12 protein-coding genes and 2 pseudogenes are annotated in these 12,799 nt (G+C 55.5%); 8 read left to right on the forward strand and 6 right to left on the reverse strand.

Annotated elements, in window-relative coordinates:
- Positions 1 to 34: 34 nt before the first annotated feature.
- Positions 35 to 166 (reverse strand): peptidase, encoded by a 132-nt coding sequence (locus GM298_RS23315; protein ID WP_369751013.1) that lies wholly within the window; start codon positions 164 to 166, stop codon positions 35 to 37.
- Here GM298_RS23315 and nlpD point away from each other — a divergent pair.
- Both nlpD and rpoS read left to right on the forward strand, forming a co-directional pair.
- Positions 108 to 1,181: a murein hydrolase activator NlpD gene (gene nlpD, locus GM298_RS06420; RefSeq protein WP_394805580.1), complete on the forward strand. Its 1,074-nt coding sequence runs from the start codon at positions 108 to 110 to the stop codon at positions 1,179 to 1,181. The two genes, GM298_RS23315 and nlpD, sit on opposite strands and share 59 nt — an antisense overlap.
- Positions 1,182 to 1,240: 59 nt before the next feature.
- The gene (rpoS, locus tag GM298_RS06425) at positions 1,241 to 2,233 is read left to right on the forward strand and encodes an RNA polymerase sigma factor RpoS (RefSeq protein ID WP_008499600.1); all 993 of its coding nucleotides are present in this window, start codon (positions 1,241 to 1,243) and stop codon (positions 2,231 to 2,233) included.
- Between the two features lie 52 nt (positions 2,234 to 2,285).
- Here rpoS and GM298_RS06430 read toward each other — a convergent pair whose 3' ends face one another.
- Both GM298_RS06430 and GM298_RS06435 read right to left on the reverse strand, forming a co-directional pair.
- Positions 2,286 to 2,666, reverse strand: a complete 381-nt coding sequence (locus GM298_RS06430) for a DUF4440 domain-containing protein (RefSeq protein WP_266153801.1) — start codon at positions 2,664 to 2,666, stop codon at positions 2,286 to 2,288.
- Entirely contained in the window at positions 2,663 to 3,865 is a 1,203-nt protein-coding gene (locus GM298_RS06435; RefSeq protein ID WP_126800615.1) for an MFS transporter, read from the reverse strand. Before GM298_RS06435 ends, GM298_RS06430 begins: the two co-directional genes overlap by 4 nt.
- Positions 3,866 to 3,973: 108 nt before the next feature.
- Between GM298_RS06435 and GM298_RS06440 the strand changes: the two genes are divergently transcribed.
- Entirely contained in the window at positions 3,974 to 4,861 is an 888-nt protein-coding gene (locus GM298_RS06440) for a LysR family transcriptional regulator (RefSeq protein ID WP_262747990.1), read from the forward strand.
- Here the strand turns inward: GM298_RS06440 and GM298_RS06445 are convergent.
- Positions 4,858 to 5,265 (reverse strand): MarR family winged helix-turn-helix transcriptional regulator, encoded by a 408-nt coding sequence (locus GM298_RS06445; protein ID WP_126800616.1) that lies wholly within the window; start codon positions 5,263 to 5,265, stop codon positions 4,858 to 4,860. The two genes, GM298_RS06440 and GM298_RS06445, sit on opposite strands and share 4 nt — an antisense overlap.
- A gap of 171 nt (positions 5,266 to 5,436) precedes the next feature.
- On the opposite strand from GM298_RS06445, the gene GM298_RS06450 reads away from it, so the two are divergent.
- Genes GM298_RS06450 through GM298_RS06460 form a run of 3 tightly spaced genes read left to right on the forward strand, consistent with a single transcriptional unit; the run spans position 5,437 to position 7,688 of the window.
- Complete coding sequence (locus GM298_RS06450; protein WP_128339789.1) at positions 5,437 to 6,039, forward strand: non-oxidative hydroxyarylic acid decarboxylases subunit B; 603 nt, start codon at positions 5,437 to 5,439, stop codon at positions 6,037 to 6,039.
- A complete protein-coding gene (locus GM298_RS06455; RefSeq protein ID WP_266153802.1) occupies positions 6,029 to 7,456 on the forward strand; it encodes a non-oxidative hydroxyarylic acid decarboxylases subunit C in 1,428 nt (475 codons plus the stop codon). The genes GM298_RS06450 and GM298_RS06455 overlap by 11 nt, the downstream gene beginning before the upstream one ends.
- Before the next feature lie 10 nt (positions 7,457 to 7,466).
- Positions 7,467 to 7,688: a non-oxidative hydroxyarylic acid decarboxylases subunit D gene (locus GM298_RS06460; protein WP_003862116.1), complete on the forward strand. Its 222-nt coding sequence runs from the start codon at positions 7,467 to 7,469 to the stop codon at positions 7,686 to 7,688.
- A 48-nt stretch (positions 7,689 to 7,736) separates the two neighbouring features.
- Here GM298_RS06460 and mutS read toward each other — a convergent pair whose 3' ends face one another.
- Entirely contained in the window at positions 7,737 to 10,298 is a 2,562-nt protein-coding gene (mutS, locus tag GM298_RS06465) for a DNA mismatch repair protein MutS (RefSeq protein WP_266153803.1), read from the reverse strand.
- Between the two features lie 217 nt (positions 10,299 to 10,515).
- On the opposite strand from mutS, the pseudogene GM298_RS06470 reads away from it, so the two are divergent.
- Positions 10,516 to 10,680: pseudogene (locus GM298_RS06470) on the forward strand (integrase); the annotation flags it as partial.
- 64 nt (positions 10,681 to 10,744) lie between these two features.
- Here GM298_RS06470 and GM298_RS06475 read toward each other — a convergent pair.
- A pseudogene (locus GM298_RS06475) lies at positions 10,745 to 11,874 on the reverse strand (IS3 family transposase); the annotation flags it as partial.
- 213 nt (positions 11,875 to 12,087) lie between these two features.
- On the opposite strand from GM298_RS06475, the gene GM298_RS23260 reads away from it, so the two are divergent.
- Positions 12,088 to 12,795: a DUF1795 domain-containing protein gene (locus tag GM298_RS23260; protein WP_323138422.1), complete on the forward strand. Its 708-nt coding sequence runs from the start codon at positions 12,088 to 12,090 to the stop codon at positions 12,793 to 12,795.
- The last annotated feature ends 4 nt before the right edge of the window (positions 12,796 to 12,799 follow it).

Genomic DNA, 12,799 nt, shown 5'->3' on the forward strand with positions numbered 1-12,799 from the left:
CGTGCCATCACGGTAAATTTTAAGTCACTGGTAGTTAACACATTCCTGGGGGATAAATGAGCGCGGGAAGCCCTAAATTCACCATCAGCCGTGTTGCGGCATTATCACTGGTTTCGCTCTGGCTGGCAGGTTGCACAAGTTCTAATAACGCGCCTGCGCCCGTCAGTTCCGTCGGCGGAAACAGCGGCTCCGGTAACACGTCCAGCGGAATGTTAATCACGCCGCCACCTAAAATGGGCACTGCTGCACCGCAGCAAACACCACAAATTCAGCCTGTGCAACATCCTGTTACACAGCCAATGCAGGTTCAGCCAGTTGAACAACCTGTTCAGACCCAAAATGGCCGCATAGTCTATAACCGCCAGTATGGGAACATTCCGAAAGGCAGTTATACCGGTGGCAGCACCTATACCGTGAAGCGTGGCGATACGTTGTTCTATATTGCCTGGATCACCGGGAACGATTTCCGTGACCTCGCCCAGCGCAATAACGTGCAGGCCCCATACGGTCTGGAAGTCGGGCAAACGCTGCAGGTTGGCAACGCAACGGGTACGCCGCTTACGCCTGGCAACACCGTTTCCGCAGCCGACGTGACCGCGCAAAATAACAGCGTTAAGCCTGCACAAAAATCCACCACGGTGGTTGCTTCACAACCTGTAATTACGTATTCTGAGGATTCAGGTGATCAGACTGCTAACAAAATGTTGCCGAATAATAAAGGGACTGCGACTGTTGTCACAGCACCGGTAACGGCACCTGTGGTTAGCTCTACTGAACCGACTGCCAGCAGTATGACATCCAGTTCGCCAATCTCTGCATGGCGCTGGCCAACTGACGGCAAGGTTATCGAAAACTTCTCTTCCTCCGAAGGGGGAAATAAAGGGATCGATATCGCAGGGAGTAAAGGACAGGCTATCATCGCGACCGCAGACGGACGCGTTGTGTATGCCGGTAACGCTCTGCGCGGTTACGGTAATCTTATCATCATCAAACACAACGATGATTACCTGAGTGCCTACGCCCATAACGACACAATGCTGGTCCGGGAACAACAAGAAGTTAAGGCGGGGCAAAAAATCGCTACCATGGGTAGCACCGGAACCAGTTCTACACGCTTGCATTTTGAAATTCGTTACAAGGGGAAATCCGTAAACCCGCTGCAGTACTTGCCGCAGCGATAATTTGACGGGGCATGCCAGCCAGGGTGTCTCGTCCAGGGATCACGGGTAGGAGCCACCTTATGAGTCAGAATACGCTGAAAGTTCATGATTTAAATGAAGACGCGGAATTTGATGAGAACGGAGTAGAGGCTTTTGACGAAAAAGCCTTAGTAGAAGAGGAACCCAGTGATAACGATTTGGCTGAAGAAGAGCTGTTATCGCAGGGCGCCACACAGCGTGTACTGGACGCGACTCAGCTTTACCTTGGGGAGATTGGTTACTCCCCACTGCTAACGGCCGAAGAAGAAGTCTATTTCGCACGTCGTGCTTTGCGTGGTGATGTGGCCTCGCGTCGTCGCATGATTGAAAGTAACCTGCGACTGGTCGTGAAAATTGCCCGCCGTTACGGCAATCGTGGTCTGGCTCTGCTGGATCTGATTGAAGAGGGCAACTTAGGTCTCATCCGCGCAGTTGAGAAGTTTGACCCGGAACGCGGGTTCCGTTTCTCAACCTACGCGACCTGGTGGATTCGTCAGACCATCGAACGGGCTATTATGAACCAGACCCGTACGATCCGCCTGCCGATTCACATCGTCAAAGAGTTGAACGTGTATCTGCGCACCGCGCGCGAGTTGTCCCATAAACTGGACCACGAGCCAAGCGCAGAAGAAATTGCCGAACAACTCGATAAACCGGTTGATGACGTAAGCCGTATGCTGCGTCTCAACGAGCGCATTACCTCCGTTGACACCCCGCTGGGTGGCGACTCCGAAAAAGCGCTGCTGGACATCCTGGCTGATGAAAAAGACAACGGCCCGGAAGACACCACGCAGGACGATGACATGAAGCAGAGCATCGTCAAATGGCTGTTCGAACTGAACGCCAAACAGCGTGAAGTGCTGGCACGTCGTTTCGGTTTGCTGGGGTATGAAGCTGCGACACTGGAAGATGTCGGCCGTGAAATTGGCCTGACCCGTGAACGTGTTCGTCAGATTCAGGTTGAAGGTCTGCGCCGTCTGCGTGAAATCCTGCAGGGGCAAGGTCTGAATATCGAAGCGCTGTTCCGCGAATAAGCAACCTTTCGTCAAAAAAGGCCCGTCGTGAGACGGGCCTTTTTCTTTTGTGTCACGGCTGCGTCGCCGTCTCGTGCAGCAAACGCCACGTTATCCGATCGCCTTCCTGATTGAGCACCGCGGTTGACCAGCGCACGTTGACGGGCTGCTCTGGCCGGGTTTGTGTCTCCCGGTAGTGAAGCACTGCACCCCGATCGCCGCTCTGGATGGTGGTTAATTCGTCAATAACGATGTTCAGTCCAGGGCGGCTTCCACGCTGTTGTTCCAGAAAGCTGGCCAGGCCGTGATAGTCGACCTGGACACCCCCCGGAGGGATCATCAGAAAATCGGGATGGAAACGGGCGAGCAGGGCGTTGGCCTCGCCTTCACCTTTGCCTAACCACTCTTCAAGCGCGATGTGGAGGTCGATAATATCGTGTTCGAAAGGCGTCATGAGTTCTCCTGTCGCAGCTGGTTTAGCACCTGCGTATTGTTAAGACGAAAAACGTACGGTACAGGCAGCAAGGTTATGCCTGCGGCAAAAATAAACATCCCATGCCAGGCGGCGTGTGGGGGCAGCCACGCCTGCGCCAGGTTCAGCACCTGCGCAAGCACCAGGGCACCGGCAAAAAAGCTCAGCTGACGATTGAGATTCCACAGCGCGCTGGCATCCGGCATCTCGTCCCGGCGCGTTGTCAGAAACGCGCTGCTCTGAGCCGTACTGCTGCACAGGCTTCCCCCCGCGCCCATCAGGGCAAACGCGACGGCAGGCAACAGCGTTGACGAACTGACGTCAATCAAAAGCAAAATACCCGCCGCCTGCAACAGGCAGCCGATGACGATCGGCGGCCGGGGGCCAATACGGTTAAAATAACGTCCCGTCGCCGTGATGGCGAGAAACGATGCCACAGACCACGGCAGCATGAGCATCCCCGTTGCGGCGGGGCTCATGTTCGCCTCGTGCTGAAGATAAAACATGCCCGTGACGTTCACCCCAATAAATACGCCGGGGACGCACAAATAGACAAGCATGGAAAAACGCAAAAGCGGGTTTGCGAGTAAAGGCAGGTTTAGCAGTCTGGTTGCGTTCATCGTGGGTTTTTCGTGTTTTAGCCACAGACAGGCCAGAACGAAGGTCACGATAGCCACCGGAAGCGTGGCGAAAAAGATCCATCGCCAGCTCAGCGTCTGCACCAGCAGTCCCCCGATAGCAGGGGAGCAGGCCGGGGCAAGCAGCGCGACCAGCATCACCGCCGAGGAGAGTCTGGCACGCTCGTGAGGTTTAAACTGTTGCCAGGTCAGCGCCTGTCCGACGGGGATCAGTAAGCCTCCTCCCACGCCCTGGAGTACTCGCCAGGCGATCAGACCTTCAAGCGTTGCAGACAAGCCCGCCGCTGCGGAGGCTGCGCTGAACAGAAAAAGCGAGAGCAGGATGACGCGCTTTGGCCCGATGCGGCGCGTGAGCACGCTGCTGAAAGGGATCGCCAGCGTCAGGCCGGCAATGTATCCGTTACTGACCCAAGCGAGGGCAGAAGGCGTGGCGTTAAAGGCGTGAGCCATTGCTGGGAACGCGACGCTGGCCATAAACATGTTGATCAAATCAAGGAAAAAGCCCAGCAGATAGACAGCGGCAACTTTACTGCGATACGTCATGGTGGATCCTCCGGTGAGGTAGCGTATCGTAGCGGCTCGGTAAGTACGGATAAACCTGACAAAGCGCGATATACTGTCAAAAATATTTTGACAGTAAAAGGCATGATGATGATTAACCTACAGCGGACGCAGATGTTTGTCGCGGTGGCTGACACCGGTAGTTTTACGGCGGCCGCCGAGGCAATGGGGCTGACAAAAGCGGTCGTCAGCTTCAATATTCGCCAGCTTGAGGATGAGCTGGGCGTTACGCTACTGCTGCGCTCCACCCGCCGCCTGACGTTAACCGAGGCGGGCGTACTGTTTCATCAGCGCAGCGTGGCGCTACTGAAGGACGCCGAGCGGCTGCAGGATGACGTCCGCGCAAACCATGCGGGACTCACCGGTGAACTGCGGATCACGACCACGCCTGAGTATGGCTCCCGGGTCGTGGTGCCGCTGCTGGCCAGGTTTAGCCAGCAGCACCCGGATCTTCGCGTTCGACATGTTTCGTCGTCACTGCACGCTGACCTTATCTCGGAGCGCTTTGACGTGGCCATTAGGCTGGGGACGCTTGTCGATTCGCGCAACCATGCCGCACTGATTTCACACTTCTCTATTCTCCCCGTTGCGACGCCCGAGTGGCTCGTTAATCATCCGATCGAAACGCTTGCGCAGCTGTCCCACGCGGACTGGATTATTCACGAGCGTCTTGCCTCGCCGCTGCGCTGGCAGGTGAAAGATGCCCGCGGTGCGCCTGAAATGCTGGAGATAAAAAAAGCGCCGCGCCTGTATGCCGACAGCGCTCAGGCCCTGATGGCTTTTGCGCTCGCAGGAGGCGGGGTGGCGTTGCTGCCGGAATGGCTGGTGCGCGAGGCGCTTGATGCGGGAACGCTGGTGACTATTTTACCGGAGTATACATTTGCGCGGCAGGGCATCTATGCGGTCTATCCTGATGCCCGGCATATCTCAGCGAAAGTGCGCACCTTTATCGATTTTATGCGCACCAGCGTGAATTAATCGTGCATCATCTTTTTGATGAGAGCAGAGAACTGCTCCCGCTCGACCTTGTTTAAACGTCCTAAAAACGCCTCATCCACCGCGTTGCCCACCGGTTTACAGCCTGCAAGCAGGGCTTCACCTTCTGGTGTCAGGAAGACAAAGCGGCGGCGCTTATCTGCCGGGTCGTGCTCGCGTTTGACCAGCCCGCGCGCCTCCATGCGGCTCAGCATTTCCGCCAGAGTCGCTTTCGTGCTGACCGCCACTTCAGTCAATGCCACCTGTTCAATTCCCGGATGCTCAGCAATTGAGCGCATCACCGCATATTGCGGCTTGGTCAGTTCCGGTAAGGCATGTTGCCACTGCGCGGTATGCTGTTGAAAAAGCTGACGTAACAGGTGGAACGCCTCTTGTCTTAGTTCCATGAACACTCCGACGGAAAAAATCTCCCTCTATCATAGCCGCTATTGCTCTGGATTTTAACGCAGCAACTTTTAGCAATTCGTGTGATCGTGTACGAACGATCTTGTCAGAAAAACGATCCGGGAGTAGCTTATCTATAATGTTCGTATGCGAACAAAATATTGAGGTGCTGAATGAGATTGATCGTGGGAATGACGGGGGCAACGGGGGCTCCGCTGGGCGTGGCACTGCTGCAGGCGCTGCGGGAAATGCCGGAGGTGGAGACCCACCTGGTGATGTCGAAGTGGGCAAAAACCACCATTGAGCTGGAAACGCCCTGCACCGCGCAGGATGTCGTTGCTCTGGCTGACGTGGTCCACAGCCCGGCGGACCAGGCCGCGACCATCTCCTCCGGTTCGTTTCGCACCGACGGCATGATCGTCATTCCCTGCAGCATGAAAACGCTGGCGGGCATCCGTGCCGGTTACGCCGAAGGGCTGGTGGGCCGTGCGGCCGATGTGGTGCTGAAAGAGGGGCGCAAGCTGGTGCTGGTTCCCCGTGAAACGCCCCTCAGCACCATTCATCTGGAGAACATGCTCGCACTTTCCCGCATGGGTGTGGCGATGGTGCCGCCCATGCCTGCGTATTACAACCATCCGCAAACCGCCGATGACATCACCTGGCATATCGTGACGCGCGTGCTTGACCAGTTTGGTCTGGAGCATAAAAAGGCGCGCCGCTGGAACGGGTTACGCGAAGCGAAACATCTTTCACAGGAGAATAAAGATGGCATTTGATGATTTGAGAAGCTTCCTGCAGGCGCTCGATGAGCAAGGGCAACTGCTGAAAATTGAGGAAGAGGTTAACGCCGAGCCAGATCTGGCGGCGGCAGCCAACGCGACGGGACGCATCGGTGACGGTGCGCCCGCGCTGTGGTTCGACAACATTCGCGGGTTTACCGATGCCCGCGTGGTGATGAACACGATAGGCTCCTGGCAGAACCATGCCATCTCAATGGGGCTGCCTGCGAACACGCCGGTGAAAAAACAGATCGACGAGTTTATTCGTCGCTGGGATAAATTTCCGATTGCGCCAGAGCGCCGCGCCAATCCGGCCTGGGCGCAGAATACGGTCGACGGTGAGGACATAAACCTGTTTGATATTCTGCCGCTGTTCCGTCTGAACGACGGTGACGGTGGTTTCTATCTCGACAAAGCGTGCGTAGTCTCACGCGATCCGCTCGACCCGGATAATTTCGGCAAGCAAAACGTCGGGATCTACCGCATGGAAGTGAAGGGCAAGCGTAAGCTTGGCCTGCAGCCGGTACCGATGCACGATATCGCCCTGCATCTGCACAAAGCGGAAGAGCGCGGCGAAGATCTGCCGGTGGCGATTACGCTCGGCAACGATCCCATTATCACTCTGATGGGCGCGACGCCGCTGAAATACGATCAATCCGAGTATGAAATGGCGGGTGCGCTGCGTGAAAGCCCGTACCCGATTGCCACCGCGCCGCTGACCGGCTTTGATGTGCCGTGGGGCTCTGAAGTGATCCTGGAAGGGGTGATTGAGGGCCGTAAACGTGAAATCGAAGGGCCGTTCGGTGAGTTTACCGGGCACTATTCCGGCGGGCGTAACATGACGGTAGTGCGAATTGATAAGGTCTCTTACCGCACCAAACCGATTTTCGAATCTCTCTACCTCGGCATGCCGTGGACCGAGATTGACTATCTGATGGGGCCGGCCACCTGTGTGCCGCTCTACCAGCAACTGAAAGCAGAATTCCCGGAAGTGCAGGCGGTGAACGCGATGTACACCCACGGTCTGCTGGCGATTATCTCCACCAAAAAACGTTACGGCGGCTTTGCCCGCGCGGTGGGTTTACGCGCCATGACCACGCCGCATGGTCTGGGCTACGTGAAGATGGTGATTATGGTGGATGAGGATGTCGATCCGTTCAACCTCCCGCAGGTGATGTGGGCGCTGTCGTCGAAAGTAAACCCGGCAGGGGATCTGGTGCAGTTGCCGAATATGTCGGTGCTTGAACTCGATCCGGGCTCCAGCCCGGCAGGCATTACCGACAAACTGATTATCGATGCCACCACGCCTGTGGCACCGGACAACCGTGGCCATTATAGCCAGCCGGTACAGGATCTTCCTGAAACCAAAGCCTGGGTTGAAAAACTGACCGCCATGCTGGCAGCACGTCAATAAGGAGGAAAAGATGATTTGTCCACGTTGTGCCGATGAACATATTGAAGTGATGGCAACCTCACCGGTGAAAGGGGTCTGGACGGTTTATCAGTGCCAGCATTGTCTGTATACCTGGCGCGATACCGAACCGCTGCGTCGTACCAGCCGCGAGCACTATCCGGAAGCGTTTCGTATGACGCAGAAGGATATTGATGAGGCACCGCAGGTGCCAACGATCCCGCCGTTGTTGTAAAAAAAAAGCCCGGTAAGCGCATCGCTACCGGGCAAATACCGCAGAGAACTAAACCAGACTCTTCAACCGATAAATCCACTCCAGCGCCTGGCGCGGCGTCAGGGAATCCGGGTCGAGATTCTCCAGCGCTTCCACCGCCGGTGATGTCTCTTCCGCAGGCGCTAGCAGCGACATCTGCGTGCCATCAATTTGCGTCGCCGCCGCGTTGGGGGACAGGCTTTCCAGCTCACGCAGCTTCTGACGTGCGCGCTTGATCACCTCTTTCGGTACCCCTGCCAGCGCCGCGACGGCCAGGCCATAGCTCTTGCTCGCTGCGCCATCCTGCACTGTGTGCATGAAGGCGATGGTGTCGCCATGCTCCAGCGCATCAAGGTGAACGTTAGCCACCCCTTCCATTTTTTCCGGCAGCTGCGTCAGCTCGAAATAGTGGGTAGCGAACAGCGTCATGGCTTTGATTTTATTCGCGAGACTTTCCGCGCAGGCCCAGGCCAGCGACAGACCATCATAGGTGGATGTTCCGCGTCCCACTTCGTCCATCAGCACCAGGCTGTGCTCCGTCGCGTTATGCAGAATGTTAGCCGTTTCGGTCATCTCGACCATAAAGGTTGAGCGACCGCTCGCCAGATCGTCCGCTGCACCCACGCGGGTAAAGATCCGGTCGATGGGGCCAATCTCCACTTTTTGCGCCGGAACGTAGCTACCGATATAGGCGAGCAGAGCAATCAGCGCCGTCTGGCGCATATAGGTACTCTTACCGCCCATGTTCGGACCGGTAATGATCAGCATTCTTCGCTGCGGTGACAGGCTCAGCGGGTTGGCGATGAACGGTTCATTCAACACTCGCTCAACCACCGGGTGACGGCCTTCGGTAATACGAATGCCGGGTTTGTCGGTAAAGGTTGGGCAGGTATAGTTCAGCGTTTCAGCGCGCTCAGCCAGGTTCACCAGCACGTCCAGCTCTGCCAGCGCACTGGCGCTTAACTGCAGGTCGGCCAGATGCGGCATCAGCATGTCGAACAGCTCGTCATACAGCTGTTTTTCCAGCGCCAGCGCTTTGCCTTTGGAGGTGAGGACTTTGTCTTCGTACTCTTTCAGCTCGGGAATAATATAGCGTTCAGCGTTTTTGAGCGTCTGGCGACGCACGTAGTGAATCGGTGCCAGATGGCTCTGCCCGCGGCTGATCTGAATATAGTAACCGTGTACCGCGTTATAGCCGACCTTCAGGGTGTCGAGTCCAAGACGTTCGCGCTCGCGGATTTCCAGTTTATCAAGATAGTCCGTCGCCCCGTCGGCCAGCGCGCGCCATTCGTCCAGCTCCGCATTGTAGCCAGGGGCAATCACGCCGCCATCACGAACAAGTACCGGAGGCGCATCGATAATGGCGCGTTCGAGCAGCTCGCGAAGCTCGGTAAATTCGCCCATGGTGTCGCGGAGTTTCTGTACCGGCTCGCTGTCAACGTCACTCAACTGAGCACGCAGCTCTGGCAGTTGCTGGAACGCGTGACGCATCCGAGCGAGATCGCGTGGACGCGCGGTCCGCAGAGCCAGACGGGCCAGGATACGCTCCAGGTCGCCTACCTGGCGCAGGACGGGCTGTATCTCGGTATAGCAATCCTGCAACGCGGCAATCGTCTGCTGACGGCAAACAAGCGTCCCGGTATCGCGAATCGGCATGTGCAGCCAGCGTTTCAGCATGCGGCTGCCCATGGGGGTCACCGTACTGTCGAGGACCGAGGCAAGCGTATTTTCGACGCCCCCCGCCAGGTTCTGCGTGATCTCCAGATTACGGCGCGTGGCGGCATCCATGATGATGCTGTCCTGCTGGCGCTCCATGGTGATCGAGCGGATATGCGGCAGGGCGGTGCGCTGGGTATCTTTCACGTACTGCAGGAGGCAACCTGCTGCACACAGCCCGCGCGGGGCATTTTCGACACCAAAGCCAATCAGATCGCGGGTGCCAAACTGCAGATTCAGCTGCTGGCGCGCGGTATCAATTTCAAACTCCCACAGCGGACGACGGCGTAACCCGCGGCGGCCTTCAATGAGCGCCATTTCGGCAAAATCTTCGGCATAGAGCAATTCTGCCGGATTGGTGCGCTGTAGTTCAGCAGCCATCGTTTCACGGTCAGCCGGTTCACTCAGACGAAAACGTCCGGAGCTGATGTCGAGCGTCGCGTAGCCAAAGCCTTTCCCATCCTGCCACAGTGCGGCCAGCAAATTATCCTGACGCTCCTGCAGCAGAGCTTCATCACTGATGGTGCCTGGCGTGACGATACGTACGACTTTGCGTTCCACCGGACCTTTGGACGTCGCGGGATCGCCGATCTGTTCGCAAATGGCGACGGACTCCCCTTGATTCACCAGCTTCGCCAGGTAATTTTCTACCGCGTGATGGGGGATACCTGCCATAGGAATGGGCTCACCCGCCGATGCGCCACGTTTGGTCAGCGAGATGTCGAGCAACTGCGATGCACGCTTAGCATCGTCATAAAACAGCTCGTAAAAATCGCCCATACGGTAAAACAGCAGGATTTCCGGATGCTGTGCTTTCAGCTTAAGATACTGCTGCATCATGGGGGTATGGGCGTCGAAATTGTCTAGTGTACTCATCAGTTTATGATGTCCATTTTCTTAAATTTTAATGAGTTAGTGATGTTTTTTGTTCTCATTGAGTTTCACTTTGTCTCATTGGATATCAGGAAATCCTACATTTAAATGTAGGTTAAAGTGTAGTTTGCCAACCTATGGCCTGGTAAAATGTGGCTACTTACAGCACAACCTACATTTTGTTTCATAAATGCGTAGGGAGCATGATAACGGAGTCTTTATGGCAGGAAAACAAGAGGCAAAGCCACTGTCGTTTAAAGCGATAGAAATGATGAAGCCAGGTGACAAAGATAAAGCTGATATTGGCGAAAATCGTGGTTTACGCGTCTCCTGCGGTGCAACTAGGGTTAAGTCTTTTTTCTACCGTTACACGAGCCCTGTGACTTGAAAACTTGCTCAGGTAAAAATTGGAGTGACCACGCTCCGGTAGACAGTTTCTGTCCTCTCGGCGAGGCCTTTTCGAAGGCTTCCGGGCTGACGCCACCGAGATGGCTGTGGCGTCGGTTACGGTTGTAGAACACTTCAATGTAATCGAAGATATCCGCCCGGGCCATTTCCCGGGTTTTATATATCCGCTTCCTGATGCGCTCTTTTTTGAGTGAACTGAAGAACGATTCTGCCACTGCATTATCCCAGCAGTTTCCGCGACGGCTCATGCTTGGCGCCAGATTGTTGGCCCGGCAGAACCGCTGCCAGTCATCACTGCCATACTGACTACCCTGATCGCTGTGCACAATGACGTTTTCTGAAGGCTTACGCCGCCAGACCGCCATCAACAACGCATCCAGTGCCAGCTCGCGCGACAGTGTTGGTTTCATCGACCAGCCCACCACATTACGGGCGAAGAGATCGATGACCACTGCCAGATACAGCCAGCCTTGCCAGGTGCGGATATAGGTAATATCTGTTACCCAGACCTGATTGGGCTTCACTACAGTAAATTCACGCTGTACGCGGTTAGGCGCTATCAATGACGGCCGTCCCCGGGTCCCGCGTGGCACTTTATAACCATGTATGGCCTGTATCCTGTTTTTCCTCATGATTTTGGCGACCCGGTTTCTGCTGCACACTTCACCAATTTCACGAAGATCGCCGTGAATTCGGCGATAACCATAAACCCCACCACTCAGCGTATAGGAGTCGCGGATGAGCGCCAGCAGTCGCTGGTTATCCTTTTCTCCGGCAGATACAGGGTTATGGAGCCAGACATAAAATCCGGCACGGGCAACCTTGAGAACCCGACACATTGTAACGATCGACCAGATTTCACGGTGATCGTTGATAAAGCGGTACTTCAGTCGGGCTCCCTTGCAAAGTACCGCGCTGCCTTTTTCAGAATATCCCGTTCTTCCTCAGTGCGTTTAAGCTGCGCTTTCAGCCTGAGAATTTCTGTTCTGGCATCCAGTAAGTCCTGTGCCTGTTGCCCATTGTTGTCAGGCTTAACAGCGCGGAGCCATTTATAAAGACTGTGCGCCGAAACGCCGAGTCGTTCAGATACTTCAGCGATGGAATAGCCCCGCTCGGTGATTTGGCGGACAGCCTCTTCCTTAAATTCAGGGGTAAAACGTGGTGTGCCCATAGACTCCTCCTATGCTCAAACTATAGGGCAGATTTGTCTACGGGCTCGGGGGCACTCCATTACTAACTGAGCGCTGTATTAATTAGCGGGGGCAGGTCAGTGGAGCGAACTGAAAGCCGAGATTGACGATGTGGTTTAAAAACTTGAAGCGAGTACCGTGTATCCCATGTGGGTAAAGGCACCGCTGCGGCAGGAGTTGCCACAGGTGAGGGCATGGAGGCATTCGTCCCAACCGCTGCGCTAGCCATTGCGACAACCTTCGGCACCGCATCAACAGGGACCGCCATCGCGACTTTAAGTGGCGCTGCACACGCCCCTCAGATGCAGGAGTTGTCAGCCCGTGAAGAAAAGATAGAATTCATCGTCTCGGGGGTAAACACTCCATCAAATATACTTGCTCATTCTCACAAGTTGTTTCTTTTGAGGAGTGTGTTCGGAGTATACGATAGTCATATTTCTGAAACTTGTGGTGGGATCCGCTTAATGTCAGATCAAAATGAAATTACACACTTCAGTGAGGGGCAGGTCAGGCTCCCTGAAGGCTATCTGGACCGTACGGTCAACGTTTTTACCTGCCGGGACACTCAGGGGCCCTCCTTCAATATTGCCCGCGATACGCTCGACCAGGGCGAGAACCTGACGGCATACACGGATCGCCAGCTGGCTCTGATGCAAAAGCACCTGAAAGGCTGGAAGCAGAGTGAACGCAGTGCCGTGATGCTGGGCGATAATCTTTTACTGGGTGAAAGTGTGCACGCCACTTTTCTGCGCGAGGGTAAGCGCATCTGGCAGAAGCAGGCCGTTTTCAATACGCAGGGTGCGCATATTCTTGTTTTCACCATGTCGTCAGCAGAAAAGCTTACCGAAAGGGATAGCAGCCTGTTTGATGACCTGCTCAGAAGCTTTCGTCCCCACGCTTAACGAT

The organism is Enterobacter sp. HSTU-ASh6, assembly GCF_026319105.1.
In the GTDB taxonomy this organism is placed as follows: Bacteria; Pseudomonadota; Gammaproteobacteria; order Enterobacterales; family Enterobacteriaceae; genus Enterobacter; species Enterobacter sichuanensis.

Excerpts from the sequence above, each read along its gene's own strand:
- GM298_RS06445 (WP_126800616.1), bottom strand. The coding sequence starts at position 5,265 with ATGGAACTAAGACAAGAGGCGTTCCACCTGTTACGTCAGCTTTTTCAA.
- GM298_RS06460 (WP_003862116.1), top strand. The coding sequence starts at position 7,467 with ATGATTTGTCCACGTTGTGCCGATGAACATATTGAAGTGATGGCAACC.
- GM298_RS06430 (WP_266153801.1), bottom strand. The coding sequence starts at position 2,666 with ATGACGCCTTTCGAACACGATATTATCGACCTCCACATCGCGCTTGAA.
- mutS (WP_266153803.1), bottom strand. The coding sequence starts at position 10,298 with ATGAGTACACTAGACAATTTCGACGCCCATACCCCCATGATGCAGCAG.
- GM298_RS06450 (WP_128339789.1), top strand. The coding sequence starts at position 5,437 with ATGAGATTGATCGTGGGAATGACGGGGGCAACGGGGGCTCCGCTGGGC.
- GM298_RS06440 (WP_262747990.1), top strand. The coding sequence starts at position 3,974 with ATGATTAACCTACAGCGGACGCAGATGTTTGTCGCGGTGGCTGACACC.
- GM298_RS06435 (WP_126800615.1), bottom strand. The coding sequence starts at position 3,865 with ATGACGTATCGCAGTAAAGTTGCCGCTGTCTATCTGCTGGGCTTTTTC.
- GM298_RS06455 (WP_266153802.1), top strand. The coding sequence starts at position 6,029 with ATGGCATTTGATGATTTGAGAAGCTTCCTGCAGGCGCTCGATGAGCAA.
- rpoS (WP_008499600.1), top strand. The coding sequence starts at position 1,241 with ATGAGTCAGAATACGCTGAAAGTTCATGATTTAAATGAAGACGCGGAA.
- GM298_RS23260 (WP_323138422.1), top strand. The coding sequence starts at position 12,088 with ATGGAGGCATTCGTCCCAACCGCTGCGCTAGCCATTGCGACAACCTTC.